This window comes from Amycolatopsis tolypomycina, assembly GCF_900105945.1.
GTDB classification, from domain to species: Bacteria; Actinomycetota; Actinomycetes; order Mycobacteriales; family Pseudonocardiaceae; genus Amycolatopsis; species Amycolatopsis tolypomycina.
In genome coordinates, this window is sequence record NZ_FNSO01000004.1 from 4,447,810 (window position 1) to 4,473,076 (window position 25,267).

Below are 25,267 nucleotides of genomic sequence, written 5' to 3' on the forward strand. Positions count from 1 at the left end.
TCACGCGGGCAGCGAAGACAGCGGCACCGCGAACACGGAGCGGCCGCAGACCTGGTTCTTCGCCGAGCATTCGGCCGTCGACCACTCCGCCATGGACCACACCAGGCCCGTCGAGGAGTCGTAGGTCAGGGCCTCCGGGTGCATGGCCCAGCAGGCCGTCGTCGTCCCGTTCTCGCACTTCGCCGAGGTGCTCTTCGCCGTCGTCTGGGCCCAGAGCTGGCCGTTGATCGTCGCCGAGCTGTGGGCCACGTACCAGTTGCCGTTGTTGGACAGCACCCCCTGGACGTTGCCGACGTTGCTCCGGAACGCCTCGGTCGCGGTCACCGTGCCGGACGACCCCGCCGCCAGCAGGTAGTCCTCGCCCATCGGGTAGCGGTTGAGGCGGCCGTGGAGGTTCGTCTCCTTGAAGTACTCCGACGTCACGATGCTCGCCGGGGTGGTGCTGCGGTCCAGCGACATCGACGAGAAGCACGGGACCGCGGTGTCGGAGGCCATGTTGCAGGTGCCGCCCGCATAGCTGTAGTAGCCGATCTGCATCATCGCGTACTTGTACGTCCAAGCCGCGTACCCGGACGACGTCTTGCCGATCGCGCCCGACGTCGTGTCGGTCATCTGCAGGATGTGCTTGGTGCTGAAGACCCTGATCGCGGTCGAGGTGCTGCCCACGGCCGTCACGTAGATCTTGTCGCCGTACCAGGCCATCCCGCCCATGTGCGCCTCGGCGGCGGAGAAGCTGCTGCCGGTGCTGTTGGGCACGGCCAGGTACAGCATCCGGTACGTCGGCTTGGCGGGGTCGTTGTAGTTGATCGCCTGGATCCGCGCGTCGTTGTACCGGTTCTCGTTGCTGGTGCTGAGTTCGTCGGTGCCGTGCCAGCCGGACAGGATGATCTTGTCGTCGCCCCACTTCCCGTCGTTGTCGGCGTCCCCGGAGGTCGTGATGGCCTGGGGAACCCACGCGGTCGACCCGGCGCGGTCGGCGTCCCAGCACATCGCCTTGGTGGCCACCGGCGCCTTGGGCAGCGAGGCCTTCTCCGCGGCGGTACAGCCGGTCATGGTGTAGCTGGGGTCGTTCACGACGGTGTTCATGCTGACGTTCGGCAAGGCGTTGTCGAGCGCGGTCAGCGCGGCGGCCGGCGTGGCGTGCCACACGAGGTTCTGCTTGGTGGTCGTCGTCAACGGGTCGCTGTAGGCGGCGCTCGCCGTCCCGGGCAGCGCCAGTACGCCGGCCGCCACGGCCAGCGCGAGGAGGATCGCCTTCGGAGTTCGCATGGGAGGAGTACGCCAGTGCGCAATCCAAAATTCGTACACCGGGCTTGTATGTCTCTTGTACCCGCGCGGCCGTCTACTGTGGACCCTCCTCGCGCCGCCGGCTAGTGCGTGAGCGCCTCGGCCAGGACGGTTCGCAACGACGTCGCCGGCCGACCCAGGAGGGTCTCCAAGTCCGGCCCCACCGCGGCGAACTCGCCACGGCGAGCCGCCCGGAACATGCCCAGCAGGAGTTCCGCGCGTGCCGCCGGGACGCCGTGGTCGGTCAGCCCTGCCGCCCAGGCGTCGTCGGACATCACCACCCGGCGGATCGGACGGCCGGTGAGGTCGGTCAGCAGGGCGGCCACCTCCTCGAGGTCGAGCGCCACCGGGGCCGTCAGCGGTGGCGTTGGCCCCTCGAAGCGGCCGTCGGAGGCGAGGAGGATCGCCGCCGCCTCCGCGAGGTCTGCGTGGGCGGTCCAGGACACCGGTCCGTCGGCCGGTGCGGCCAGCTCGCCGGTCTCCAGCGCGCCGCCCAGCAGCAGGGGCACCGTCGCCGCGTAGAACCCGTTGCGCAGCGCCGTGAACGGCGCACCCTCGAGCCGGCGCTCGGTCGCGGCGTGGTCGGCCATCGGCGCGAACAGCGAGCCGGCGGCCGCGGCCTGGTGGCTAGTGTAGAGCACGCGCTTGGCGCCCGCCGAGCGGGCCGCTTCGATCGCCGCGACGTGGTGGATCACGGCTTCCGGGCCCGTCTCGTCCGTGGACACGACGAGGACCTGCGCCGCGCCCTCGAACGCGGTGGCGAGCGAGGCCGGGTCGGCGAAGTCGCCGCGCCGGACCCGGACGCCCCGGGCGGCGAGGCCCACCGCCCGGGCCGGGTCGCGGACGCTGACGCCGACCTCGGCCGCCGGAACCCGGTCGAGCAGCCGGTCGACGATCGCCGACCCGAGCTTGCCGGTACCGCCGGTGATGATGATCATGGTCCACCCCTTCATGGTGTTCACGTTGATACTAACCACGTTAGCATCATCGATAACACTCTGGAGTTACCAATGAAATCAAGGAGCTCGCAGCACCGCCGCTCCGGTCACCCGGTCCGCGGCCAGGTCGGTCAGCGCCCGGTCCGCCGCGACCAGCGCGTAGGGCACCGGGCTGACCTCCAGGTGGTGCGGCCCGGCGAAGGCCAGGAACTCCCGCACGTCCGCCCGGGTGTTCGCGGTGACGCTGCGCAGCCGGCGTTCCTGGAACAGGTGCCGCTGGTAGTCCAACGGCGGCACGTCGGGCAGGTGGATCCCCGCGACGGCGAGCGTCCCGCCGCGGCCTCGCCGACGACCTCGTGCCCCGGCGTCACCCCCGGCCGGTGCACCGGCAGGTCACCTTCGGCGACGTGCAGGTCCGTCCGGCACACGCCGCACACCAGCGCGCGCACCAGCAGCTCCCCCGGCTCGGGGCGCACACCAGCACGCGCACCAGCGACTCCCCCGGCTCGGGGCGCGGCACGGGAGCCCGCACCGGGTCCACCGGCCCGGTCGCCATCGGGCCGGCCGCCGCACGCGCCAGGCGTGCATCGTCGTCGGCAGCTGTGTCACGGGCGCCCTCCTCGTTCCCCGGGTGTCACCAGCATGGCCGCACCGGGACGGCCGCGCGAGCACCGCCAAGTCGTTGACCCCTAACGGGATTGAGCTGTTCGTGCATTTTTCTTGCGTCGGCGTAACAACTTTCGGACGCCACGCGCCATACCGGACGGCGCTCGCGCCAGTCCGGTCCCCGCCGCACGAGGAGTTCGTGATGGGTTTTCGCCGTTTCCCGCTGCCCCGAAGATCGAGACGCCTGCTCGCCGCGGGCGTGGTCGTGCCCCTCGCCGGTGCCCTCGCGGTCGCCGTCGCCACCGCGGCGCCGGCCGCCGCCGTGCCCACCGGTTTCACCGACACGCTCGCCATCGGCGGGCTCAGCTCCCCGACGGCCGCCGCGTTCGCCCCCGACGGGCGGGTGTTCGTCGCGGAGAAGAGCGGCATCGTCAAGGTGTTCGACAACCTGGCCGACCCGACGGCCACCGTGTTCGCCGACCTCCGCACCCCGACCCAGGACTTCTGGGACCGCGGCCTGCTCGGGCTGGCGGTCGACCCGGCCTTCCCGGCCCGGCCGTACGTCTACGTCTCCTACACCCTCGACGCCCTGCCGGGCGGCACCGCGCCGAAGTGGGGCGACACCTGCCCGACCCCGCCGGGCGCGACCGACCAGGGCTGCGTCGTGACCGGCCGCGTCTCCCAACTGACCATGGGTCCGGCCGGGACGGCGGTCAGCGAGAAACCCCTGGTCACCGGCTGGTGCCAGCAGTACCCCAGCCACTCGGTCGGCTCGTTGGCCTTCGGCCCGGACGGCGCCCTGTACGCCGGTGGCGGCGACGGCGCCAGCTTCAACTTCGCCGACTACGGCCAGGTCGGCAACCCCTGCGCCGACCCGCCCGCACCGGCCGGCACGAACCTCAGCCCGCCGTCGGCCGAAGGCGGTGCCCTGCGGTCGCAGTCGCCGCGCCGCGCGGCCGGGCAGCCCGTGCTGCTCAACGGCGCCATCCTGCGCCTCGACCCCGACACCGGCGACGGCCTGCCCGGCAACCCGTTCGCGAGCAGCGGTGACGCCAACGCCCGCCGGGTGATCGCCTACGGCTCCCGCAACCAGTTCCGGTTCGGGTTCCGGCCCGGCACGAGCGAGCTGTGGGCCGGTGACGTCGGCTGGAACACCTGGGAGGAGATCAACCGCGTCGCGAACGCCGGCGACGGCGTGGCCGAGAACTTCGGCTGGCCCTGCTTCGAAGGCAGCGCCCGGCAGGCCGGCTACGACGGCGCCAACCTCGACCGCTGCGAGTCGCTGTACTCCGCGGGCGGGCAGACCGCGCCCTTCTACGCCTACAACCACGGCGCGAAGGTCGTGGCGACCGACCCGTGTCCGACCGGGGGCTCCTCGATCAGCGGGATCGCGTTCGAGTCCGGCAGCAACTACCCCGCCGAGTACGCCGGCGCGCTGTTCTTCGCCGACTCCTCCCGGGGCTGCATCTGGGCGATGCAGACGGTCTCCGGCCAGCCGAGCCCGAGCAAGCTGGTGCCGTTCGTGACCGGCGCGAGCACGCCGGTGCAGGTGCTCACCGGCCCCGGCGGCGACCTCTTCTACGTCGCACTGGGCGCCGGCGAACTGCGCCGGGTGAGCTACGCCGGCGGCACCAACCGGCCGCCGGTCGCGGTGGCCACGGCCACGCCGTCCAGCGGGCCGGCGCCGCTGACCGTCCAGTTCGACGGCACCGGCTCCACCGACCCGGACGCCGGCGACACGCTGTCCTACGCGTGGGACCTCGACGCCGACGGCGCCTATGACGATTCGGCGGCCCCGAAGCCCACCTGGACCTACACGACCGCGGCGGCGGTCGACGCCGGGCTGCGGGTGACCGACTCCCGCGGGGCGTCGGCGGCCACGACCGTCCGGGTGACCGTCGGGACCCCGGCCGGGCTCGACCCGGTGCCGGTCATCGACACCCCGGCCGCCACGCTGAACTGGTCGGTCGGGCAGACGGTGGGCTTCTCCGGCCGGGCCGTCGACGCCCAGGACGGCGAGCTGCCGCCTTCGGCGTTGTCGTGGCGGCTCGCCATCCGGCACTGCGCGGCCAACGGCACCTGCCACACCCACAACGTCCAGGACTTCCCGGGCGTGGCCGCGGGCTCGTTCGTCGCGCCGGACCACGAGTACCCGTCGTATCTGCAGCTGACGCTGACCGCGACGGACTCGACCGGCCGGACCGGGTCCAAGACGATCGATCTCCAGCCGAAGACGGTGACGCTGAACTTCACCTCGAGCCCGAGCCAGGCGATGCTCACCGTCGGCGGGACCCAGCAGCGCACGCCGTTCTCCCGGACGGTGATCGCCGGGTCGACCAACTCGATCAGCGCGAACAGCCCGCAGAACCTGCCCCCGCTGAACATGAAGTACGCCTTCACCAGCTGGGCGCACGGCGGCGCACGGACGCAGAACGTCGTCGCGCCGGCGACGGGGGCGACCTACCAGGCGAACTACCGGCTCTGCTGGCTGCTGCAGCCCTGCTGAGCGGGCTGACCCGGCGCCGCACGGCGCCGGGTCATTCCCCGTTCTTCTTGCTCTTCTCGGCCTTCTTCGACGCTTTCGACGATTCCTTCGCGGCCTTCGACGACTCCTTGGCCGCCTGCTTGGACGACTTCGCGGCCGGGTCGTTCCCGAGACCGTTTCCGTTGTTCCCGTTCCCGTTCCCGTTGTTCCCGTTGCCATTGCCGTTACCGGTTCCGGTTCCGGTTCCGGTTCCCGCGGCCCCCGATTCCCCGGTTTCCGCGGCGCCCCCGGTCTCGCCGGCCGGCTGCCCGCCCGTCGGTTCCACGCCCGTTCCGCCGGGAATGGCCGTGCCCGCCGCGTCCGAGGTCGGCACGACGCCGCCCGGCGGGAGACCGGCGCGGGAGCCGGCCTGCGGACCGGTGCGCACGGGCTGGGTCGTCGTGCCCTCGCCGGTGAACGGCGGCGGGGCGTCACTCGACGTGCTCGCGCCGATCGTCACCGTGGTGACCAGCGCGGCGCCCGCGGCGGCCACCTTCGCCGCCGTCGCCCACGACAGGGCGGACGCCCCCGTGCCGGTGGCGCCCGCGGCGGCACCGGAGGAGGCGATCGAGCCGGTGGTGGACAGCCACTGCGAGACGATCGGGACGCCCAGGATGAGCGGGGCCACCGTGGCGGGCAGCTCCTGGTTGAGCTGCCGGAGCCCGTCGGCCAGCTCCCGGCAGTCCGGGCAGCGCTCGAGGTGGGCGGCGATCCGGTGCGCCTTGTGGTCGGAGATGCCGTCGCGCACGAACTTGGCCAGCTGACCGGAGACGCTCTTGCAGTTGCGCCGCCGCGCCTCGGGAACGTGCTGGTCGAGGTAGGCCTGGCGCAGGCCCTCGCGGGCGCGGTAGGCCAGCGCGGCTACGCCGTTCGGCGTCATCCCGAGGTCCTCGGCGATCTTCGCGGGCGACTCGCCGTCGATCTCGGTGCGCCAGAGCACGGTGCGCCACCGCTCGGGCAGGCTCGTGAACGCGTCCGCGGCGACCGTGGCGTGCAACCGGCTGCCGACCGGCTCGTCACTGCCCGCGCTCGGCGTCACGTCCGGGACCTCGGCCACCACCGAGACGGCCGCGTCGCGCCGGCGCCAGCTGATCATCGTGTTCCGGATGGTCGTCAGCAGGTACGGCCGGAAATCCTCGTCCGGGCCCTCGCCGTTGCGCAGAATCCGGAGGACCCGGGTGAAGCCTTCGGCGATCAGGTCTTCCCGCTCCGCCGCGTCGGCCGCGATCGCGGCCGCCACCCGGCGGGCGGCGACGAGGTGCCGGTCGTAGAGCTCGCCGTAGGCCGCGACGTCGCCACCGCGGACCGCCGCGATCAAGGCCGCGTCGCTCGGGACGTCCGTCGTCCCGGCCACCGCCGGCGCCACTTCGGTCACCACTCCCCCTCGCCGTGCGCATGCACGTGCAGAACGTCCCGAGATAGTCGCGCAACGAGTGACACCTGCGCAAGGTTGCGGCGCCGAAAGGACTTTCCCGATTTCGCGCCAAACGAGTGCCTGGCGCGTTGACTTGTCACATCCCTGAGCGATCCCGGGTGGATTCTCCCCGCTTCACCGGCCCGGCGTTGCCCGGGCCTTTACCGGCGAGTAAAGAAAACGGCGGTGGCCGTCCGGTCACCACCCAGTGTCCGATGTGGACGGTACCCGAGCCGGGAGCCGCTCGGCGCACCGTCGACGACCAGAAGGGTTTCCCCATGCGCAGAGCCCTGCTCGTGCTGCTGACCGTGCTCCTGCCTTCCTTCGCGATCACCCCGGTCGCCCACGCCGGGCCGTCCGCCGCCCCGGCCGTCACGGCGGTGCCCGCGAACGCCGGGCGGGGCTGGCCGGTCAGCGGCGCCCGAGGGGTCCTCGACCTCGCCGCCCGCGGGTACGTCGAGGAGGAATACCTGCTGTCCGGCCAGGCCGACACGTTCGAGCAGGTGGGCCTGTGGACCGAAGACGGCCGCTGGGCCACCCGGGTGGCCACCACCGGCAACCCGTACACGACCCGGATGGTCGTCGTGCGGCCGCGCGATGCCGCCCGGTTCACCGGCACGGTCGTGGTCGAATGGCTCAACGTCAGCTTCGGCGTCGACATCCCGGTGGACTTCTCGCAGTCCTACGAGCACTTCGTCCGCGAGGGCCACGTCTACGTCGGCGTGACAACCCAGAAGGCCGGTGCCGACAAGCTCAAGAGCCTCGACCCCGCCCGGTACGCCGCGGTGAACCTCAGCGGTGACGCGCTTTCGTATGACGTGTTCTCGCAGGCCGCGCAGGCGGTCCGGGCGAACCCGCAGCTGCTGGGCGGGCGGACGCCGTCCGTCGTGCTCGCCACCGGGCACTCGCAGTCCGCGCTGCGGCTGACCACCTTCGCGAACGCCGTCCAGCCGGTGCGGCGGACCTACGACGGCTTCCTGATCCACGGCCGGGCCGCGCTCGCCGCGCCGATCGGCGACGGCGTCGTCGGCGCGCTGTCGGCGAAGATCCGGGCCGATCTCGGCGTCCCGGTGTTCGTGCTGCAGGCGGAGACCGACGTCATCGCGTCGGCGTCGGTCCGGCAGAACACCGCCCAGGTGCGGACCTGGGAGGTCGCCGGCACCGCGCACGCCGACCAGTACGGCCTGAACCTGTACAACGCGGCCAACGCCCGGGACAGGTCGATCAACGACGGCGCCCCGACGACCTGCGACAAGCCGGTCAACAGCATGACGTTCCGCTACGCGGAGAACGCCGCGTTCCGCCACCTGGACCGCTGGGCACGCGGCGGCGCGGCCCCGCCCACGGCGGCGCCGATCGCGATGCTGCTCAACCTCATCATCCTGCGCGACGGCGACCAGAACGCCCTCGGCGGCGTCCGGCTGCCCGACCTCGACGTCCCGGTGGCGGCCTACTCGCCCAACAACACCGGCGGCAACGTGCCGGGCGCGTGCCTGCTGCTGGGCACGACCACGCCGCTGCCGCCGGACCGGATCCGGCAGCTGTACCCGGACCACGCGACCTACGTCGCGAAGTTCACCGCGGCGGCCGACCGGGCCCTACGGGCGGGCTACCTGCTGCAGCCCGACCGCGACGAGGCCGTGGCCAGGGCACAGGCGGCGCCGGTGCCGTAACCATCCACAAAGGACCATGCGCGCCGAGGGCGGTTTTTCCGTGGATTCCACGGAATCACCGCCCTCGGGCCTCTGTCCTCGCTACCCTGGCCCTCCGATTCCGAACGAATGAGGAGGTGGCGATGCGGTTCAAGGCTGTGCGCGTCGCGGTCGCGGCGGCGGTGGCGCTGTCGCTGGCCGTGCCGGCCCAGGCCGACCCGCGGCCCGATCAACCGGTTTCGCTGGGGGGCAAGAAGGTTCTGCTGGTCAACGACGACTCGGTGCAGGCCGCGAAGCCCGACGGGTCCGACGGACGCGGCATCTACGTGCTCCGGCGGGCGCTGTGCCGGGCGGGGGCCGACGTGGCGATCGTCGGCCCGTGGGCGTCCCAGGGCGCGAAGAGCCGTTCCACGGCGGGCTCGCCCACGGCGGCCGTGGCGCCGCCACTGGCAGTGCCGGCCGAGTTCGCCGGCGACTGCGCGAACGCGCCGGGGCACGGACTGGTGCTGGGCGCGTGCCAGGGCAGCGTCCCGTGCGGCCCCGGCAGCCCGTCGATCACCCCGGCCGACGTGGTCGAACTCGCGCTGACCGGCGTCCTGCCCCAGCGACTCGGCTGGACGGCGGGCCCGGACCTGGTCGTGTCCGGCGTCAACGCGGGCCCGAACACCGACGTCTCGATCAACCTGTCCGGCACCGTCGGCGCGGCCACCGCGGCGGTCGAGCGAGGCGTGCCGACGGTGGCGGTCAGCGCGGGGACCCGCGTGGCACCCCCGCCGTCGACGGAGACGTACACGGCCGCGGCCGACGTCGTCGTCCGGCTGCTCGGGTCGCCGCGGGTCTGGACGCTCGTGCGGGACATGGTGCTGATGAACGTGAACCAGCCGGACGTCACGCCGGGCGCCGGGCCGTCGCCGCTGCGCTGGACGTCGGTCGGCCGGGTGGCCCAGGGCTGGGTGACGTACGGGCCGGCGGGCGACGGGACGTACCAGCTGTCGTACGACCCGGTGCCGGACCCGAAGCTCGAGGAAGGCAGCGACACGAAGGCCCTGTTCGACGGGTACGCGAGCGTGTCGGCGGTCGCCGTGAACCGCGGGTACACCAGGGGGTAATACTCCGGTCGTGAGTGGCAGGGCGGGTTCCAACCCGCCTTACCACGCACGACCTTCTGGAACCTGTTCCACCGCACCGCTCAGCTGACAAACCCGGCCGGATCGCCGTATCTTGTCGAGAACAGTAACGTGTTCTAGTCTGGCGCCGTGGAAGGGACCGGGATGGACGAGCAGGCGATGCGGTATCCGAACCACCTCGGCCACCTGGTCGTCTCCGCACTGAAACGGCATCGGGACAAGCCGGTCATGGTGCTGGGCGAGACCACGATGACCGGGGCCCGGACCGCCGAACAGGTCAGCCAGTACGCCCAGGCCTTCGAGGCGCTCGGGGCAGGCACCGGCGCGCCGGTCGCGCTGCTGTCGCTGAACCGGCCGGAAGTCCTGCTCATCATCGCCGCCGGTCAGCTGCAGGGTTCGCGGCGCACCGCGCTGCACCCGCTCGGGTCGCTCGACGACCACGCCTACATCCTCGCCGACGCCGGCATCACCACGCTGATCATCGACCCGGTGCCCGCCTTCGTCGACCGCGCGCTCGGCCTGCTGGACAAGGTCCCCGGCCTGACCCAGGTGCTCACCATCGGCCCGGTGCCCGAACCGCTGGCCCACGTCGGCAAGGACCTGACCGCGGCCGCCGCGACGTTCGAGCCGCGGCCCCTGGAGCCCGCGGTGCTGCCGCCGGACCAGGTCGTCTCCATCACCTACACCGGCGGGACCACCGGCAAGCCCAAGGGCGTCATGGGCACCGCGCGGGCGATGACCACGATGACGCAGATCCAGCTGGCCGAGTGGGAGTGGCCCGAGGCGCCGAAGTTCCTGATCTGCACCCCGCTTTCGCACGCCGGCGCGGCGTTCTTCGCCCCGACGCTGCTCAAGGGCGGCTCCCTGATCGTGGTGCCGAAGTTCGACCCCGCCGAAACCCTGCGGATCATCGAAGAGCAGCGGATCACCGCGACCATGCTGGTGCCGACGATGCTCTACGCGCTGATGGACCACCCGGACTCGCGCACGCGCGACCTGTCCTCGCTGCAGACGGTGTACTACGGGGCAGCGTCGATCAACCCGGTGCGCCTGCGCGAGGCGATCGACCGCTTCGGCCCGATCTTCGCCCAGTACTACGGCCAGTCCGAAGCCCCGATGGCGATCAGCTACCTCGCCAAGGGCGACCACGACGACGCCCGGCTGGCCTCCTGCGGCCGTCCGTCGGCGTTCCTGCGCACGGCGCTGCTCGGCCCGGACGGCAAACCGGTCGCCCCCGGCGAACCCGGCGAGATCTGCGTGGCCGGACCGCTGCTCGCCGGCGGCTACTGGAACCTGCCGGAGATCACCGCCGAGACCTTCCGCGACGGCTGGCTGCACACCGGCGACGTCGCCCGCGAGGACGAGGACGGCTTCTGGTTCATCGTCGACCGGGTCAAGGACATGATCGTCACCGGCGGGTTCAACGTCTTCCCCCGCGAGGTCGAGGACGTCGTGGCCGAGCACCCCGCGGTCGCGCAGGTCGGCGTGATCGGCACCCCGGACGACAAGTGGGGCGAGGCGGTCACGGCGGTCGTGGTCCTGCGCACGGACGCGGACACCGATCTCGACCAGCTCACGGCCGAGATCCAGGCGGCGGTCCGGGAACGCAAGGGCCCGGTGCACGTGCCCAAGCAGGTGATCGTCGCGGAGTCGCTGCCGATGACCGGGCTGGGCAAGCCGGACAAGAAGGCCCTGCGCGCCCAGTACGAGCGGCACGGCGCCACCGTGTAGCCCGTTATACGCCCACCCTCCGCTGTCACGAATCGGCGGGACCGGGTTGATCGGCCGAAACCTGGTGACCTGGCTGGCCGGGCACGGGCACGACGCGGTGCCCGCGGCGCCGAGCACCGGCGTGAACACCCTGACCGGCGAGGGGCTGAAGGAGGTGCTGCAGGGCGCCGGCGTCGTGGTGGACGTGTCGAACTCGCCGTCGTTCGCCGACGACGACGTCATGGCCTTCTTCCGGACCTCGACCGGCCACCTCGTCGACGCGGCGAAGGAGGCGGGCGCCGGGCACTACGTCGCGCTGTCGGTGGTGGGCACCGACCGGCAGCCCGACGTCGGGTACTTCCGGGCGAAGCTCGCCCAGGAGGAGCTGATCGCCGGGTCGGGGCTGCCGTTCTCGATCGTGCGGGCGACGCAGTTCTTCGAGTTCGCCGCCGGGATCGCGGACACTTCCACCACCGACGGCGTCGTGCGGCTGCCCGGTTCGGGCGTGCAGCCGATGGCCGCCGCCGACGTGTCCGCCGCCGTGGGCCGGGTCGCGGTCGGCGACGCGGTCGGCGGTGTCACCGAGATCGCCGGGCCGGAGGTCTTCGGGCTCGACGAGTGGGTGCGCACCGTGCTGACCGCGCGTGCCGATCCGCGCCAGGTGGTCACCGACCCGCGGGCGCCGTACTTCGGCGCGGTGCCGGGGCCGGCGGACCTCCTGCCGGGGCCGGGCGCGCGGCTCGCGGAGACCACGCTGGCCGAGTGGCTCGGCCGGTAGCCCGAGTCTCCAGCACGCCGTGACGGCCGCCGGGGTATGCTCACTCGGCATAGTCAAAAAGTTGAGTAAGAGAGGTGGGCATGGACAGCTTCCGCAAGGCCGTCGAGGCACGCGATCCCGAGGCCATGGCCGCGACGCTGGCGGAGAACGTCGTGTTCCGCAGCCCGGTCGCGTTCAAGCCGTACCCCGGCAAGCCGATCACCGCCGCGATCCTGCGCGGCGTGCTGCGCGTGTTCGAGGACTTCCGCTACGTGCGCGAGCTGAGCGGCGGCGAAGGCCGCGACCACGCGCTCGTCTTCCAGGCCCGGATCGGCGACGTGCGGGTCGAGGGGTGCGACTTCCTGCACCTCGACGAGGACGGCCTGATCGACGAGTTCACGGTGATGGTCCGGCCGCTGTCGGCGGCGCAGGCACTCGCCGAGGCGATGGCGGCGCAGTTCGACCGGATCCAGCGCGAAGCAGTCAACTAGTTGAGTAAGGCACTGCGCCACGCGCTGATGGCGGCGCTGCTCGAGGGCGAGGCGTCGGGCTACGACCTGGCGAAGGGGTTCGACGCCTCGGTGGCGAACTTCTGGGCGGCCACGCCGCAGCAGCTCTACCGGGAGCTCGACGGCATGGCGGCCGACGGCCTGGTGCAGGCCCGGCTGGTCCGCCAGGAGCGGCGCCCGGACAAGCGGCTGTTCTCGCTGACCGAGGCCGGGCAGCGGGAGCTGCACGCGTTCACCGCGCGGCCGCCCCGGCCGAGCGTGATCCGTGACGAGCTGCTGGTGCAGGTCCAGGCCGTGGACGCGGGCGACGAGCCGGCGGTCCGGCGGGCGCTGGCGGAGCGGATGACCCGGGCGGAGGCCAAGATCGCCCGGTACGAACGGCTTCGCGCGCGCCTGCTGGACGGCCGGTTCGAGGACGACTACCTCGCCGGGGCCGAGCGCATCGGCCCGTACCTCACGCTGATGCGGGGTCTGTCGTTCGAGCGGGAGAACCTGCGGTGGTGCGAGCAGTCGCTGAAGGTGCTCGACCGGCGGCGCGGGTCAGCTTAGGCCGGCGTCGTGCACCAGGATGGCCACCTGGGTCCGGTTCGCAGCCTCGACCTTCGCCATGATGTGTCCGATGTGGACCTTCACGGTGGATTCGCTGACCGCCAGGGCCCTGGCGATCTCCGCGTTGCTCAGCCCGCGTCCGATGTGGACGGCCACGTCGTGCTCGCGCGGGGTCAGCACCGACAGCTTCGCCTGCGCCCGCGCGGAGCCGCCGCCGGCGGCGAACTCGGCCAGCAGCCGCTTGGTGATCTTCGGCGACAGCATCGCCTCGCCGCGGGCCGCGACGCGCACCGCGTTGACCAGCTCGCGCGGCGGGGTGTCCTTCAGCAGGAAGCCGGCCGCGCCGTGGCGCAGCGCCGTGTGGACGTACTCGTCGACGTCGAAGGTCGTCAGCACGACCACCGCGGGGGCCGCCGGGTGGCCGGCGAGCCGCTTGACCACCTCGAGGCCACCGACCTTGGGCATCTGGACGTCGGTGAGCACGACGTCCGGCCGGTGGCGGTCGGTCAGCTCGACCGCCCGCGTGCCGTCGGTGTCCTCGGCGACCACCTCGACGTCGCCCGCCGACTCCAGGATCATCCGGATGCCGCTGCGGACGAGCTCCTCGTCCTCCAGCAGCACGACCTTGACCGTCACTGTTCCGCTCCCACCGGGAACCGCGCCAGCACCCGGAACCGGCCGTCGCCGGTCGGCCCGGTCCGCAGGTCACCGCCTGCCAGCTCGACTCGTTCGCGCATCCCGACCAGACCGTAGCCCGACCCCGGGACGGTGCTGCCGTGCGGGGTCAGCCGGTTGGTCACCTCGACCGCCAGCCGGTCACCGGTGACCTCCAGCCGGACGTCGACGGCGGCGTGCGGGGCGTGTTTCCCCGCGTTGGTCAGGGATTCCTGCACCACCCGGTAGACGGCCCGGCCGACCTGGCCCGCCACCGCGGGCAGCGGGTCCGGCAGGCTCAGCTCGACCCGCGCGCCGGTCGCGGCGACGCCGTCGACGAGGTCTTCCAGCGACGCGAGGACACCCGGGCCGGTGTCTTCGGCTTCGCCGGCCGGGGCGTCGCGCAGCACCCGCAGGATCCCGCGCAGCTCGTCGAGCGCGAGCGCGCTGGTGGCCCGGATCGTCTCGGCGGCCTGCCCGGTCGCTTCGTCCGGCGCCCGCAGCGACAGGGCCCCGGCCTGCAGCGCGACGGCGGTGACCCGGTGGGCGACGACGTCGTGCATTTCGCGGGCGATCCGCCGCCGCTCGGCGAAGACGGCCCGGTCGGCCAGCAGCGTCCGGGTGCGCTCGGCTTCGTCCGCACGTTCGCGCAGCACGCCGAGCAGGACGGCCCGCTGGTGCATCCACAGGCCGGCCAGCACCGGGCCGAGCACGAAGGTGCCGAGCACGACCACGACGAGGGTGAAGCTGCCGGGGTTCTGCAGCACGGGCACCACGTTCCCGGCGATCCCGGCGACGACGACGGCGACCCCGGTCAGGACGCTGACCCCGTGCCGCGCGGCGACGGAGTACTGGGCGACCACCAGCGGCAGCAGCGTCACCCCGGCGGGCATGCAGGCGACGGCGGCGAGCAGCACGACGAACGGCCACCGCCGCCGCGCGAGCAGCGCGACCCCGGAGAATACGACGGCGGGCACGTAGAGCGCGGGGTGCGGGTCGCGCGGATCGCCGCCGGTCAGGGACACGACGATCACGGCCACGGCGACCGCGACGTCGAGCGCCAGCAGGACGGGACGCCCGTCCCACCAGCCCAGCCATCGCTTCACCGTGCTCAGGTTAGGCCGCATCAGCCGTCCCGGCGGGCCAGGGTCCACCCCGTCGCCACCAGTGCCGCGCCGGCCAGGCCCGCGAAGACCCCGATCCCGGGCGCGGCGAACAGGGCCGTGCCGGTGAACGGCAGCGCGGTCGCCGGCACGTGGGCGAGCAGGCCGAGGGTGACCTCGACGACGAACGCCCACACCGCGAACACCCCGATCGCGAGCCCGCTGTGCCGCAGCAGCCCGCCGAGCGCCACCCCGGCGACCCCGGAAAGGACGTTCAGCAGGAGCACCGCCCCGGCTGCCCTGCCCGCCGCCCCCTCGCCGGCGGGCAGGGCACCCCCGCCCGCGACCACCCCGGCCGCGGTCAGCACCACCATGGACACCCCACCGAGCAGCCCGAGCCCGCCGGTGACCACCGCCCGCGCCCCGACGATCCGCGACGGCGACCGCAGCACGAGCCGCGTGGTGGCCAGGGTGCCGTGCTGGTGGTCCGCCCCGAACGCGCCCACCCCGACCGCGGCGACGAGCAGCGCGCCGAGCTTCCCGGCCAGGCCGAACGCCGAGGTGAACGCGTCGACGCCACCGAGGTCACGCTTGAGCCCCCAGAACAGGCCGGACGCGAACTGCAGCACCCCGGCGACGGCCAGGAGCAGCCAGGTCGACCGCAGGGAGCGGGCCCGGGCCCATTCGTACGCCAGTGCGCGCTTCACGGCAGCTCCTGTCGGGGCCGGTCGGGCGCGGCGCTCGGCGGGGTGGTGGTTGCCGCCTGGGGCGGGATCGGGGTCGCCGCGGTCGCAGACTCGGTCGGGGTCGCGGCCGGAGTCGCAGCCGCGGCCGGAGTCGCCGCGGCACCCGCGGTTGCAGCCACGGCCGGGGCCGCAGCGGCGGTCGCGGGCCCAGCCGCGGCCGGGGTCGCAGCAGCACTCGCAGCCGCGGTCGCTGCCAGGAACGCGTCCTCCAGGCCGCTCTGCCGGACGAACAGCTCGCGCACCTGCACTCCGGCGCGTCCGGCGACCGCGGCCACCCGCTCGGTGTCGGCCGTCTCCACCACCAGGTCCCTCGCCTCCTGCCGCACGCGCAGGCCGTCGCGGGCCAGAGCCACCAGCAGCGCTGCCGGGTGCTCCGTCCGTGCCACCACGTCCGCGCGGGCGTGCCGCCGGACGAATTCGTCCAAGGGCCCGGCCGAGACGAGGCGGCCGCCGGCGATGACGATCAGGTCCTCGGCGAGCAGGGCCGTCTCGGCCAACAGGTGCGAGGATGCGAACACCGTGCGCCCCTCCCCCGCCAACCGCTTGAGGAGGTCGCGGATCCAGCGGACCCCCTGCGGGTCGAGCCCGTTCGCCGGTTCGTCGAGGATCAGGTACTCCGGGTCGCCGAGCAGCGCGGTGGCCAGGCCCAGCCGCTGCTTCATGCCCAGGCTGAGGCGCCCGGCAGGTTTCCGCGCCACCGATGTCAGCCCCGTCTCCGCCAGCACCTCGCGGACCCGCCGGGACGGCACCCCGCCGCCGGCGGCGACCATGTGCAGGTGCGCGGCCGCCGTCCGGGCCGGGTGGGCCGCCGCGGCGTCGGCCAGTACGCCGACCGTCCGAAGTGGACCTGGTACCTCGGCGTAGGTCCGCCCGCCGAAGGTCGTGCGGCCGCGGCCGCGGGTGAGGCCGAGCATCAGCCGGATGGTCGTCGACTTGCCGGCGCCGTTCGGGCCGAGGAACCCGGTCACGACGCCCGGGCGCACGGTGAACGACAGGTCGCCGACACCGGCACCGTCCCGGTAGGACTTGCCCAGCCCGTCGGCGACGATCATCGCCGGACCGGGGCGACGGCGTCGCGGCGGCCCGCCACGAACCACAGCAGGCTGCCCAGGAACGGCGCGCAGAAGGCGAAGATCACCCAGACGAGCTTCATCCCGCCGGTCAGCGGGGAACGCAGGATGCCGACGAGCGCGGCCAGGAACAGCACGGCGAAGGCCAGCACGACCGCGCCGGCCACGCCCATGAAGATCCACGCCTGCGTCGTCTCGGATGCCACGGACATTCGTACTCCACTTCGGACTCGCATCGGGGTGAGTACGTCCACGATCGCCGGTCCGGCGGGCCCGCGCATCGGAAGATCGGACGTCACGGGATAGGCGGAAAGTATTAACCCGGCGGTTGTACGACTCTTGTACGCCCCCGTCCGACGATGGCTCCCATGTCACTCCACCGTCTGGCCAAGGCCGCGCTGGCCGCCGGCGTGCTGGCGGGCCTGGCGGCCGCGCCGGCGTCCGCCGCCGCGGCCGCGCCGTCCACCTTGCCCGCCGACCAGTACACCCTGACCGCCAACTACAACCAGTTCGACGCAGTGAACAGCGCCCTGGTGTCGAAGCTCGGCACCGCCGCCGTGCACACCGTGATGGAGAACGCGAACCACGACCGCACCGCGCTGCCGTCGTCGTTCTCCGTCGCCGGGCTCGAGACCGGGTTCCGGTTCGACAGCGGCGACAACTCCGACTGCACCAACTACCCGCAGGGCATCACCACCAGCCGCGACGCCGTCGGCACCGCGAACGGCGGCAACTACGACGGCCACCAGCTCATCGCGGTCAGCTGGTACACCAAGGACGGCTGCGACGGCGGCCAGCAGCGCAGCCGGATCACGCTCGTCGACTGGGACGCCGACTACCCGAACGCCTACCGCAAGATCCTGCTGGTCGAGCCGACCGGCACCGCCGACGCCCCGAACTTCAAGGACATCCCGATCCACGCCGGCGGCATGTCCTGGTACGGCGACTACCTCTACGTCGCCGACACCGGCAAGGGCATGCGCGTGTTCGACATGCGCAAGATCCTCAAGACCAACACCGGCGGCACGGCCGACCAGATCGGCCAGAGCGGCAGCACGTACTACGCCCACAACTACGCCTACGTCCTGCCGCAGGTCGGCACGATCTCCTCGAAGACGACGTCCGGGACGAACCTCGCGTGGTCGTCGATCTCCCTCGACCGCGTCAGCAAGTCGATCGTGATGACCGAGTACACCTGCTCGTCCGGCTGCACCGACTACCCGAACCGCGCGCCGCGGGCGATCCGCTACCCGTTCGCCTCCGCCGGCACCTTCGCCGCGACGACCACGGCGAGCCAGGCACTGCAGCTGCCCTGGTACAAGCTCAACGGCGTCGCCTCGCACAACGGCCGCTGGTGGTTCCAGTCGTCCGGCTCGAAGCAGCTCTACTACTGGAAGCCGTCGGCCGCGTCGCAGACCTTCTCCTGGGTCAGCAGCGGCGAGAGCATTTCCTACTGGGAGGACGACACCGCCGCCGACCTGCTGTGGACGCTGCAGGAAGGCGCGGGCAACCGCAACGTCTTCGCGGTCACCCAGGCCACCTACGGCGGCGGCTGAGGTAACCTGACCACATCGGACGAACAGGACAGCACGGCAACCCGAGGCGGCGCCACCGCCTCGGGTTGCTGCTTGCCGTCCTGTTGTGCTTCGGCGGGGCCCCCACGGTCCCCACCGCGGCGGCGACGCACGACGCCCCGGCGGTGGCCACCGCACCGTCGCACGACCTCATTTCCGGCCGCCACACCGCACCGCGCGCGCCGGCCACGATCCCGTGGGCGGTCACACCGCCCTCGTCCGGCGCGCCCGCGGCCGCGTGGCGATGGCGTGTCGAGAACCCCGGTGCCGCGCCCGCGCTCGCCGCACCGCCGACGTCCCGGTCCACCCGGGCACCCCCGTCCTTCGCGAGCTGATCCGCATCCTGCGGCGCCGATACCCGGCGTCGTGTTCCCTGCTGCGCGAAGGACCGGGAAATGCCTGTTGTGGTACTGGTTTTGCTGATCGCCACCGTGGTGGTGGCCGTCGGCCTGATGGTGAAGATGTTCCGCGACGACGAGCCGTTGTGGGGTGGAGCCGGGATCTGCGTGCTCGTCGGGCCCGGCGCCGTGTTGGCCTTCCTGCACGTGGGCCTGACCGGCTAGTGTCGCGCGTCCGAGGTTCGTTGACAGCGGCCGGGCGATGCGCCCCAATGTGGCGTTCGGTGCGTTGGACGCACCGAACGCCACATTGGGTGCGTCAGACGCAACCAACGCCACATTGGGGCGCTCGGGACACACGGCTTCGGCCACGCCGGACGGCAAACGACTTGCGACGCGCGACACTGGCTCACCCGCTCACGACTGCCCCACCGTCGCGGCCCGGGCACGGACCAGGAACGTGTCGAGGACGCCGTCGCCGACCAGGGCCTGCCTGATGCCCCAGCGGTTGGTGTTGCCGGTCTTGACCGCCTGCGCCCGCGTCACCAGGGTGTCGGCGGCCGCGGTCAGGCGCTCTGCCTGGCCGCGGTCGCCGCGGGCTGTGGCCGACAGGGCGTCGAGGCGGGTCACCGTCGCGGCTCCCCACAGGGCCGCCGCGTCCAGCCAAGGGCCCGCCTCGGTGACGAACGCGCGCTCCACCCGGCCGGCGCGGATCACCGCCGCCGCGTCGCGGATTCGGACCGCGTACGCGCGCAGGTCGTCCAGTGCGCGGTGGTCGCCCGCGGTCCAGCGCGGCCAGAACGCCGCCGTCTTCGCGGCCAGTACCGGTGCCTGCGGCTGCCACGCCGTCGGGCCGAACGTCGGCGCCAGGTGTTCGAGGTCGGCGAACACCGTCAGTGCCGCCGTCGCGCGCGGGTCGCCGCCCGCGAGCCGGGCCAGGGCCTGTGGCCAGGAGCGCTCCGGGGCGTAGCCCGCGTCGTTCCAGGCGAAGTCCGCGGCCCCGAACTCGGCGACCTCGCTCGCCGCCTCCTGGTTCATCGGGTTGGCGACGATTCCGTTGAGGTAGCGCGAAAGCCCGGCCTGCCGCTGGGCGTAGGGCGCGAGCAGCAGCCGCCCGGCCGACTGCTCGTAGTCGTTGACCGGGTAGTTGTCCCAGAGGAACACCTTGCGTCCGTACACTGTGGACACCTGGGCGGCCTCGTCCGTGGTCACGCTCGGCGGGACGACGTCGGTGCCGGTCCACTGCACCACCACCGACGGGTCGAGGTGCTCGCGCAGCTCCGTCTTGTACGGCGAGTCCTTCAGGTCGCTGTACTCGGTCGGCACGGTCTGCAGCGGCCGGACGCCGTCGTGGGTCCGCACGAAGTCCTCGGTGATCGTGTTGAGCAGCGAGACCTGCGCCGTGCCCGCGGCGGCCTGCCCGGGCGCGCCGAAGGCCGCCTGGTCGGCGGCGCAGTTCCACCGGGTGTAGGAGATGTCGTCGAACGGCAGCGAGAACGACCGCACACCCAGGTCGTACACCGCCTGGAACTTCGCCATCACCGCGGCGACGTCGGCCGCCGAGGAGAAGCAGATCGAGACGCCGGGCGAGAGCGCGTAGGTGAAGTCGACGTGGTGCGCGGTCGCCGCGCGCACCAGCTGCCCGAGCGTGGCCAGCTCGCCGGCCGGGTACGGATCACGCCACCGGGCGCGCAGGTAGGTGTCGTCCTTGGCGCTGTAGACGTAGGTGTTGGCCTTCACCTCGCCCAGGAAGGCGAGCTGCCGCAGCCGGTCCGCGGTCGTCCACGGTGGACCGTAGAAGCCTTCGATCGATCCGCGCAGCGCCATGTCCGGCCAGTCGCGCACGGTCGCGCCGCGCACCACCCACCCCCGCCCCGACCGGGCGACCAGCTGCCGCAGCGTCTGCACGCCGTAGTACTGCCCGGCGCCGTCGCGCCCGCCGATCGTGATCCCGGCACGGGACACGCTCAGCGCGTACCCCTCGGCCTGCTCGGGAATGTCCTCGCCGGTGCTGCCGAGCCGAATGACCAGGCCGCGACCGCCGACGGTGACGCCGTGGCCGCGCAGCAACGACGTCAGCAGCTCCCTGGCCGCCGGGTCGGTGCCGGGTTCGGTGACGAGCGCGACCGACGACGGCAGCGGCACGTCCGCCGACGTGCGGCTGATCTGCTGCGGGGTCGGGGAAACCGGGGGCAACGCGCCGCTCGCGGTGGCGGGTCCGGCGGCAGTCAGGGTGGCGGCCACCGTGACGGCGGCGGCGAACAGGGCACGGCGGCGGGCGGTCATGGCTCCCTTTCAGGCGGCGGTGCGGTACAGGGCGAAAGTGGCCAGGTACGGCGTGGCGCGCGACTGCGTGACGACGACGCGAACCCGGCCGGCGGTCACCGGCGCGGGCAGGGTGACCAGGCGGGTGTAGCCGATCGTGGTGACCGTGGCGAGGGTCTGCCAGGTGCCGCCGATCTCGGCCTGGACGAGCGCGCCTTCCACGTGCTGGCCGCGCGTGATGTCCTCGCCGAGCCGGATCTGGTCGAACGTGACCGGCCCGGGCAGCCGGACGTCGAGCGGGCGGTCCAGCGGTTCCGCCGTGGTGAGCGAGGAATCCGTGACGGCCGCGGGACCCCCTTGGGCGAGGTTGCGGGCCTGCGTCCGGGCGATGGCCCGGCCGAAGCCGGCGAGCGCGGCGGTGTCGGCGGCGGCGATCCGGCCGTCCGGACCCGGTGGCACGTTGAGCAGCAGCGAGGAGTTCCGCCCGACGGTGCAGCGGTAGATGTCGACGAGCTGCGCGGGCGGTTTCGGTTGTTCGTCCGGGTGGAAGAACCAGCCCGGCCGGATCGACACGTCGGACTCCGCGGGCGCCCACTGCAGGTAGCGCACCGACGGGTCGGCCAGGACCGGCCGCGAGCCGAGGTCTCCGGCGGTCGCCCCGCCGACGAAGAGCTCTTCGTTGTGCGCGGTGGCCGGGTCGCCGGTCGTGGGCAGCGGGCTCCACTCCGTCTCGCGCGCCTGCCCGGCCTCGTTGCCGACCCAGCGCACGCCCGCGGGCCCGGCGAAGGTGACGGTGTCCGGGGACAGCGCGTGGATCACCCGGAACCACGTGGTGAAGTCGTAGGTTTCGCCGATCCCGTGGTCACGCCAGGGGTTCGCGCCGTCGAGCCACAGCTCGTCGATCTGGCCGTACTGGGTGAACAGCTCGTAGATCTGGTTGAGGTAGTAGGCGTTGTAGTCGTCCGCCTCGACGGCGAACTCCGGCAGCTTCCCGGCCGCCAGCGCGGCGGCGCGGTCGTCGTGCGGCACCAGCGTCGGAATCGTCCGGCGGGTGACGGCGCTGTTCGTGCCGTAGCGGCCCTGCCCCTGCGGCGCGCTCGCCCGGTCTTCGCAGGTGGCTTGCTCTTCGATGCTCAACGGCTGCCCGGCGGCGACTTTCGCGGCGATCCGCCGCACTTCGGCGTCGAAGAACTGCTTCGGCAGCTCGGCGCCGTCGGCGGGCGAGAGGTACACGCCGACCTTGAGCCCGGCCGCGCGCGCCGCATCGACGTAGTCGCGCAGGATGTCCCCGCGGGGGTTGGCGCACACGGTGTTCCGGGTCTGCCAGTACGCGGACGGGTCCTGGGCCCGGTTCGCCTGCGCCGCATCCCGGCCCGGGTCGGTGCAGCCCGGCGTGAGCCACCACGGGCTCGCGACGACCGAGTGGTTGGTGTACCGGGTCGGGTAGAGGACGAAACCGTCGTGGTGTTTCGCGGTGAGCATCACCTGCGTGACACCGGCGGCCTTCAACGCCCGCATCCACTGGGCGGTGTCGACGGCCGGCGGCGCGAAGACCGACTCCTTTTCCGCGCCGGAGCCCCATTCGCGGTCGGTGAAGGTGTTCATCCCGAAGTGGGTGAACGCGGTGACCGGCCGCTGCTGCCAGGCCAGCTGCCCGGCGCGCGGGACGACCGCCGCGGCCTTCGCGACGATCCGGGCCGGGCTGTCACAGGCTCGGACGGTCATGACGGCCGCGGGCCGGATCGGCCCGCCGCACCCGTCCTCCGCGACGGCAGGCGAGGCCGCGGTCAGGACGCCGGCCGCGCCGAGGGCGAGGACCAGGCCGAGCGGGGTCCGGATCGGCATGGCGCTCAGCCTAGGTCGGTCAGCCATCGGATGTCTAGACCTGACGAGATGACAGAAATGTCGTGGGAGATTGTCCGGAATCGCCTTCGTCCCGGGCGGTGAACTTGTCGAATGCCCGAACGGAGCCGAGTTCGCGACAGTCTGGCCCACCATTGATCCGATGGGTCGACGCTGAAGCGTCAAGCCGGCCCGAGATCGGCCGACAGCCAGTGCTCCGGGCGCATGACCAGGACGATGTGCTCGCCGAGCTGCTCGCGCTCGTAGGCCACGAAACCGTCGACCTTGTCCGGCGGCAGGTAGCGCGCCGCCATCTCGCGGGCCCGTTCGGGGTCGTCAGGGCCGGTGGCCACCAGCGGACCCTCCACCGAGACGTACCGGGCCGTCGGCTGCGTCCGCTGCACCAGCAGGCTGAACCGGCCGGCCGTCTCGATCGCCCGCGTCTTCCGCGCACCGGGCGCGCTGCGCACCCACAGCTGCCCGCCCGGCGTGTACTGGTACCAGATGGGCACCGTGAGCGGGCCACGCCCGGGCCGCTCGACCACCGACAGCGCACCGACGTGCGGTTGCGCCAGGAACTCTTCGCGTTCTTCCTTCGACAGCACCATGCGGCCGAAGCTACTCCGGGGGTCCGACAAAACACCCACCTCCGCAGGTCGCCCTGCGTTCCACAGTGGACCTGTGCCATCCTGGGGCCGGCCAAAGATGCGGAGCGAAAGGACACCCCGTGGGCATCATCGCCTGGATCGTGCTGGGACTCATCGCCGGGGTGATCGCGAAAGCCCTCATGCCGGGCAAGGACCCGGGCGGCTGCATCATCACCGTGCTGCTGGGCATCGCCGGCGCGTTCGTCGGCGGCTGGATCGGCAAGACGCTGTTCCACACCGAGCTCGGCACGTTCTTCGACCTGCGCACCTGGGGCCTGGCGATCCTGGGCGCGCTGATCATCCTGGCCGGCTACCGGCTCGTCTTCAACCGCCGCGACTGACGCGACCGGTGGGGGCACCGGCGTGGCGCCCCCACCGGCGGCGGCTCAGTTCAGCGTGACGCCGTAGGCGCTCAGCGCCTCGCCGACCGGCTGGAAGTAGGAGCTCCCCCCGCCCTTGCCGGAGGTGATACCCAGTCCGACGCTGCCGGCGAACAGGCAGCCGCCGGAGTCGCCGGGGTTGACCAGCGCGTTGGTCTGGATCAGCTGGTACACCGAGCCTTCGGCGTAGTTCACCGTCACGTTGGTCCGCTGCACCGAACCCGAGGTGAGGCGGGTGGTGCTGCCGCTCTTGCTGATCCGCTGCCCGACGGTGGCGGTGCCGGCGGAGGTGATCCGCTGGGTGGAGCCGTTCCACAGGGTGACCGCGCCGGGCGCGCTGCCGGTGGTGTTGCGGATCAGCCCGTAGTCGTTGGTCGGGAAGCTGGCGCCCTGCGACGGGCCGACGTTCCACTGCGACACCGCACGCGTGCAGTGGCCGGCGTCGATGATGTAGTTCTGGCCGCCGCGGTTGGTGTTGAAGCCGGCCGAGCAGCGGGTGCCGCCGCCGGTGATGGCTTCGCCGTTGTAGATCGCGGTGTGCATCTCGCCGGCGACCCGTTCGACGCGGACGCGGTCGCCGAGCGACGCCGCCGCCGTCAGCAGGGCTTCGGTGCCCTTGGCCGCGTCGGCCAGTGTCAGCACGACCTGATTGGTCTTCGGGTCGAGCCCGATCGCGGTGTGCGCCACCGCGGGCAGTGCCTGCAGGGCGTCCTGCGCGCTCGCCAGTGCGGCACTGGAGTGCTTGACCAGCCGGGCCTGCGCGCCGGCCTGCTCGACCTGCTCGGCGGCGGTCTGGTCCAGGACGTTGACCACGGGCTTGGCGGCCGCGTCGAGGTAGCCGTCGGCCGCGCGCGAGCCAAGGGAAGCGGTGACGCGCTGCAGGGTGCCGACGCTCGCCGCCTGGGTGCGCAGCAGCGCGACGGCGGCGGACTCGCTGATCCCGGCTTCCGCGGCGAGGGAAGCGACGGCTTCCTGCTGCACGGTCGCGGAATAGCCGTCGATGGTGGTGGCGGTGGCGGAGACGGGGGTGAAGAAGCCGATGGCCGCGGCGGCGGCCACGAGGGTGGTGGCGGAGCGGGCGAGGAGGTGGTGTCCCGGGGACGTTCTGCGCATGCCGGTAACTCACTTTCGCGATCGCGGGCGAAGCCGGCGCGAGGGGGTGGTCGCGCCGGACGAGCCGGCCCATGGGGCCGGCACCGGGTGATCCGGTGGGTCGAGGGTGATCCGCGGCCGGGACCGGCGGTACCGACTTTCGTCGGACAGGACAAAAGATAGGTACCGGGCATTTCGCCCACCGGTGTTCCGCCCACAGCAACCCGGCCCCGTCACGGTGCGCCACTGAGGCGTACGAGTGGTTCCGGCGCCACCGGGCCGTCCACGGCGTACCGTTCGAAGCACGGGCACGGCGTACTCTCCTCCCCCTCGGAGCACGCCGTGTCCGCTAGCGGAGATGTTGCCCTGCAGTGGTTCTTGAGCTGACGTGAACGAGAAATCCGCTGTTCGCACGAAGGTGTTCGCCGCTTCGCCTGGCTATGCTGGACCGCGGCAGGACTTTCGGTTCCGGGAAGACGCGCG

General features: G+C 72.6%; 24 protein-coding genes and 1 pseudogene. 11 read left to right on the forward strand and 14 right to left on the reverse strand.

What is annotated here, in order from left to right; genetic code table 11:
• From BLW76_RS30315 to BLW76_RS50690, 4 genes and pseudogenes are all read right to left on the reverse strand, one after another.
• Positions 1 to 1,269, reverse strand: coding sequence for a hypothetical protein (locus tag BLW76_RS30315; protein ID WP_091313777.1), 1,269 nt, complete (start codon positions 1,267 to 1,269; stop codon positions 1 to 3).
• A gap of 101 nt (positions 1,270 to 1,370) precedes the next feature.
• A complete protein-coding gene (locus tag BLW76_RS30320; RefSeq protein WP_425266031.1) occupies positions 1,371 to 2,240 on the reverse strand; it encodes an NmrA family NAD(P)-binding protein in 870 nt (289 codons plus the stop codon).
• Positions 2,241 to 2,303: 63 nt separating this feature from the next.
• The gene (locus BLW76_RS49950; RefSeq protein WP_244170737.1) at positions 2,304 to 2,522 is read right to left on the reverse strand and encodes an MDR/zinc-dependent alcohol dehydrogenase-like family protein; all 219 of its coding nucleotides are present in this window, start codon (positions 2,520 to 2,522) and stop codon (positions 2,304 to 2,306) included.
• A 95-nt stretch (positions 2,523 to 2,617) separates the two neighbouring features.
• Positions 2,618 to 2,701, reverse strand: a pseudogene (locus tag BLW76_RS50690) (hypothetical protein); the annotation flags it as partial.
• A 332-nt stretch (positions 2,702 to 3,033) separates the two neighbouring features.
• Here BLW76_RS50690 and BLW76_RS30330 point away from each other — a divergent pair.
• The gene (locus tag BLW76_RS30330; RefSeq protein WP_244170378.1) at positions 3,034 to 5,337 is read left to right on the forward strand and encodes a PQQ-dependent sugar dehydrogenase; all 2,304 of its coding nucleotides are present in this window, start codon (positions 3,034 to 3,036) and stop codon (positions 5,335 to 5,337) included.
• 31 nt (positions 5,338 to 5,368) lie between these two features.
• Here the strand turns inward: BLW76_RS30330 and BLW76_RS30335 are convergent, their stop codons facing one another.
• Positions 5,369 to 6,730 (reverse strand): sigma-70 family RNA polymerase sigma factor, encoded by a 1,362-nt coding sequence (locus BLW76_RS30335; protein WP_244170379.1) that lies wholly within the window; start codon positions 6,728 to 6,730, stop codon positions 5,369 to 5,371.
• Between the two features lie 317 nt (positions 6,731 to 7,047).
• Between BLW76_RS30335 and BLW76_RS30340 the strand changes: the two genes are divergently transcribed.
• The 6 genes from BLW76_RS30340 (at position 7,048) to BLW76_RS30365 (ending at position 13,073) form a co-directional block, all read left to right on the forward strand.
• A complete protein-coding gene (locus BLW76_RS30340; RefSeq protein WP_208613416.1) occupies positions 7,048 to 8,442 on the forward strand; it encodes an alpha/beta hydrolase domain-containing protein in 1,395 nt (464 codons plus the stop codon).
• A 122-nt stretch (positions 8,443 to 8,564) separates the two neighbouring features.
• Entirely contained in the window at positions 8,565 to 9,530 is a 966-nt protein-coding gene (surE, locus tag BLW76_RS30345) for a 5'/3'-nucleotidase SurE (protein ID WP_091313787.1), read from the forward strand.
• Positions 9,531 to 9,677: 147 nt separating this feature from the next.
• The gene (fadD8, locus tag BLW76_RS30350) at positions 9,678 to 11,279 is read left to right on the forward strand and encodes a fatty-acid--CoA ligase FadD8 (protein WP_244170380.1); all 1,602 of its coding nucleotides are present in this window, start codon (positions 9,678 to 9,680) and stop codon (positions 11,277 to 11,279) included.
• A 46-nt stretch (positions 11,280 to 11,325) separates the two neighbouring features.
• Positions 11,326 to 12,036 (forward strand): SDR family oxidoreductase, encoded by a 711-nt coding sequence (locus tag BLW76_RS30355; RefSeq protein ID WP_244170381.1) that lies wholly within the window; start codon positions 11,326 to 11,328, stop codon positions 12,034 to 12,036.
• Between the two features lie 80 nt (positions 12,037 to 12,116).
• Positions 12,117 to 12,506 (forward strand): nuclear transport factor 2 family protein, encoded by a 390-nt coding sequence (locus tag BLW76_RS30360; protein ID WP_091313795.1) that lies wholly within the window; start codon positions 12,117 to 12,119, stop codon positions 12,504 to 12,506.
• Between the two features lie 27 nt (positions 12,507 to 12,533).
• Positions 12,534 to 13,073 (forward strand): PadR family transcriptional regulator, encoded by a 540-nt coding sequence (locus tag BLW76_RS30365; protein WP_091313798.1) that lies wholly within the window; start codon positions 12,534 to 12,536, stop codon positions 13,071 to 13,073.
• On the opposite strand, the gene BLW76_RS30370 is transcribed toward BLW76_RS30365, so the two are convergent.
• From BLW76_RS30370 to BLW76_RS30390, 5 genes are read right to left on the reverse strand one after another with little or no spacing between them, the layout of a single operon-like run.
• A complete protein-coding gene (locus BLW76_RS30370) occupies positions 13,065 to 13,709 on the reverse strand; it encodes a response regulator (protein WP_091313801.1) in 645 nt (214 codons plus the stop codon). The two genes, BLW76_RS30365 and BLW76_RS30370, sit on opposite strands and share 9 nt — an antisense overlap.
• Entirely contained in the window at positions 13,706 to 14,833 is a 1,128-nt protein-coding gene (locus tag BLW76_RS30375) for a sensor histidine kinase (protein WP_091313805.1), read from the reverse strand. Before BLW76_RS30375 ends, BLW76_RS30370 begins: the two co-directional genes overlap by 4 nt.
• A gap of 20 nt (positions 14,834 to 14,853) precedes the next feature.
• Positions 14,854 to 15,537 carry a hypothetical protein gene (locus tag BLW76_RS30380; protein ID WP_091313808.1) on the reverse strand — a complete coding sequence of 228 codons (684 nt, stop codon included), beginning with the start codon at positions 15,535 to 15,537 and terminating at the stop codon, positions 14,854 to 14,856.
• Positions 15,534 to 16,628, reverse strand: a complete 1,095-nt coding sequence (locus BLW76_RS30385; RefSeq protein WP_091313811.1) for an ABC transporter ATP-binding protein — start codon at positions 16,626 to 16,628, stop codon at positions 15,534 to 15,536. Before BLW76_RS30385 ends, BLW76_RS30380 begins: the two co-directional genes overlap by 4 nt.
• Positions 16,625 to 16,858, reverse strand: a complete 234-nt coding sequence (locus BLW76_RS30390; RefSeq protein ID WP_208613417.1) for a PLD nuclease N-terminal domain-containing protein — start codon at positions 16,856 to 16,858, stop codon at positions 16,625 to 16,627. The genes BLW76_RS30385 and BLW76_RS30390 overlap by 4 nt, the downstream gene beginning before the upstream one ends.
• A 156-nt stretch (positions 16,859 to 17,014) precedes the next feature.
• Between BLW76_RS30390 and BLW76_RS30395 the strand changes: the two genes are divergently transcribed.
• The 3 genes from BLW76_RS30395 (at position 17,015) to BLW76_RS48800 (ending at position 18,783) form a co-directional block, all read left to right on the forward strand.
• The gene (locus BLW76_RS30395; RefSeq protein ID WP_091313814.1) at positions 17,015 to 18,202 is read left to right on the forward strand and encodes a hypothetical protein; all 1,188 of its coding nucleotides are present in this window, start codon (positions 17,015 to 17,017) and stop codon (positions 18,200 to 18,202) included.
• 65 nt (positions 18,203 to 18,267) lie between these two features.
• Positions 18,268 to 18,555, forward strand: coding sequence for a hypothetical protein (locus BLW76_RS30400; RefSeq protein ID WP_091313817.1), 288 nt, complete (start codon positions 18,268 to 18,270; stop codon positions 18,553 to 18,555).
• A gap of 60 nt (positions 18,556 to 18,615) precedes the next feature.
• Positions 18,616 to 18,783: a hypothetical protein gene (locus BLW76_RS48800; protein WP_167384779.1), complete on the forward strand. Its 168-nt coding sequence runs from the start codon at positions 18,616 to 18,618 to the stop codon at positions 18,781 to 18,783.
• A gap of 192 nt (positions 18,784 to 18,975) precedes the next feature.
• Here the strand turns inward: BLW76_RS48800 and BLW76_RS30405 are convergent, their stop codons facing one another.
• The 3 genes from BLW76_RS30405 to BLW76_RS30415 all read right to left on the reverse strand — a co-directional run bounded on the left by BLW76_RS30405 (position 18,976) and on the right by BLW76_RS30415 (position 23,273).
• Entirely contained in the window at positions 18,976 to 20,844 is a 1,869-nt protein-coding gene (locus BLW76_RS30405; RefSeq protein ID WP_091313820.1) for a glycoside hydrolase family 84 protein, read from the reverse strand.
• 9 nt (positions 20,845 to 20,853) lie between these two features.
• Entirely contained in the window at positions 20,854 to 22,668 is a 1,815-nt protein-coding gene (locus BLW76_RS30410; RefSeq protein WP_091313823.1) for an alpha-L-fucosidase, read from the reverse strand.
• Positions 22,669 to 22,847: 179 nt separating this feature from the next.
• Entirely contained in the window at positions 22,848 to 23,273 is a 426-nt protein-coding gene (locus BLW76_RS30415) for a pyridoxamine 5'-phosphate oxidase family protein (RefSeq protein WP_091313826.1), read from the reverse strand.
• A 119-nt stretch (positions 23,274 to 23,392) separates the two neighbouring features.
• Between BLW76_RS30415 and BLW76_RS30420 the strand changes: the two genes are divergently transcribed.
• Entirely contained in the window at positions 23,393 to 23,653 is a 261-nt protein-coding gene (locus BLW76_RS30420) for a GlsB/YeaQ/YmgE family stress response membrane protein (RefSeq protein WP_091313831.1), read from the forward strand.
• A 45-nt stretch (positions 23,654 to 23,698) separates the two neighbouring features.
• Here the strand turns inward: BLW76_RS30420 and BLW76_RS30425 are convergent, their stop codons facing one another.
• Positions 23,699 to 24,805, reverse strand: coding sequence for a S1 family peptidase (locus tag BLW76_RS30425; RefSeq protein WP_091313833.1), 1,107 nt, complete (start codon positions 24,803 to 24,805; stop codon positions 23,699 to 23,701).
• Between the last annotated feature and the right edge of the window lie 462 nt (positions 24,806 to 25,267).